The sequence below is a fragment of the Pseudoalteromonas sp. SR45-5 genome, from assembly GCF_014163565.1.
In the GTDB taxonomy this organism is placed as follows: Bacteria; Pseudomonadota; Gammaproteobacteria; order Enterobacterales; family Alteromonadaceae; genus Pseudoalteromonas; species Pseudoalteromonas distincta.
Genome location: NZ_JACJDN010000943.1, coordinates 1 through 1004 on the forward strand (window position 1 = coordinate 1; position 1004 = coordinate 1004).

Sequence of the window (1004 nt, forward strand, 5' to 3'; positions counted from 1 at the left end):
GGTAGTAAAAAAGGCGCCAATGCGCCTTTTTTACAGAGGTAAAACCAGTTATTACTTCTTAGCTATACGACCATAATTTATATAATCTTGAGTAATTAATGCAGCCTCTTCCAAAAATGGGTCAAGCTCTTCAATTACTTCTGGTATATCGTCTAAGTTTTCTACCGGATCTTTACCTAAACGCTTAAGACGTTCGTTAGTACGTACAAGTGCACGTGCTTCACCTTCGTCTTTTTCTTTAATACGGTCTGCTTCAACTAAAGAGATAGTTTTACGGTCTTTCTCTTCGTTGTATAAGGTAATGTCATTAAATACATAACCAAATTCTGGCTCTGATTTAATTCGTACTTCGTGTTGTTTTTCAAGGTACGTAATAATAGTTGTTAAATTACCTAGTTTTTTATATTTCGCTTTAACAATGCTGTCCCAAGGAAGTGCATTATCTTGCTTACTTTCGCCCCACTGTGCAGGATCAATTGCTGATGGAAACGAAATATCAGGGATAACACCTTTATGTTGCGTGCTACCGCCGTTAATACGATAAAACTTAGCAATAGTATACTGTACACTGCCTAGCGCATTATCGTATAGGTCATAAGCACGGCCTAAGCCTTTGTGCTGCTGTACAGTACCCTTACCAAATGTTTGCTCACCAATAATTACAGCGCGACCGTAATCTTGCATTGCTGCTGCGAATATTTCAGAAGCAGATGCACTGTAACGATCAACTAACACAGTTAAAGGGCCGTCATAGTAAGTTATACCATCACGATCTTTTTGCTCTTCTATACGGTTATTTAAGGTATGAATTTGAACAACTGGGCCCTGGTCAAAAAATAAACCTGACAATTGTGTTGCTTCATATAATGAACCACCACCATTTTGGCGCAAGTCGATAATAATACCATCAACCTTTTCTTCTTTAAGCTTAGCAAGTTCTACTTTTACATCTTTCGAAAGATTATTGTAAAAGCCAGGAATTTCAATCACCCCAATTTTACTTG

The 1004-nt window shown here is 37.6% G+C and carries 1 protein-coding gene; it reads right to left on the reverse strand.

The window, feature by feature from the left end:
- Nucleotides 1-51: 51 nt before the first annotated feature.
- The coding region (locus H5072_RS20240; protein WP_182694611.1) for a carboxy terminal-processing peptidase at nucleotides 52-1004 on the reverse strand (953 nt) is incomplete at its 5' end.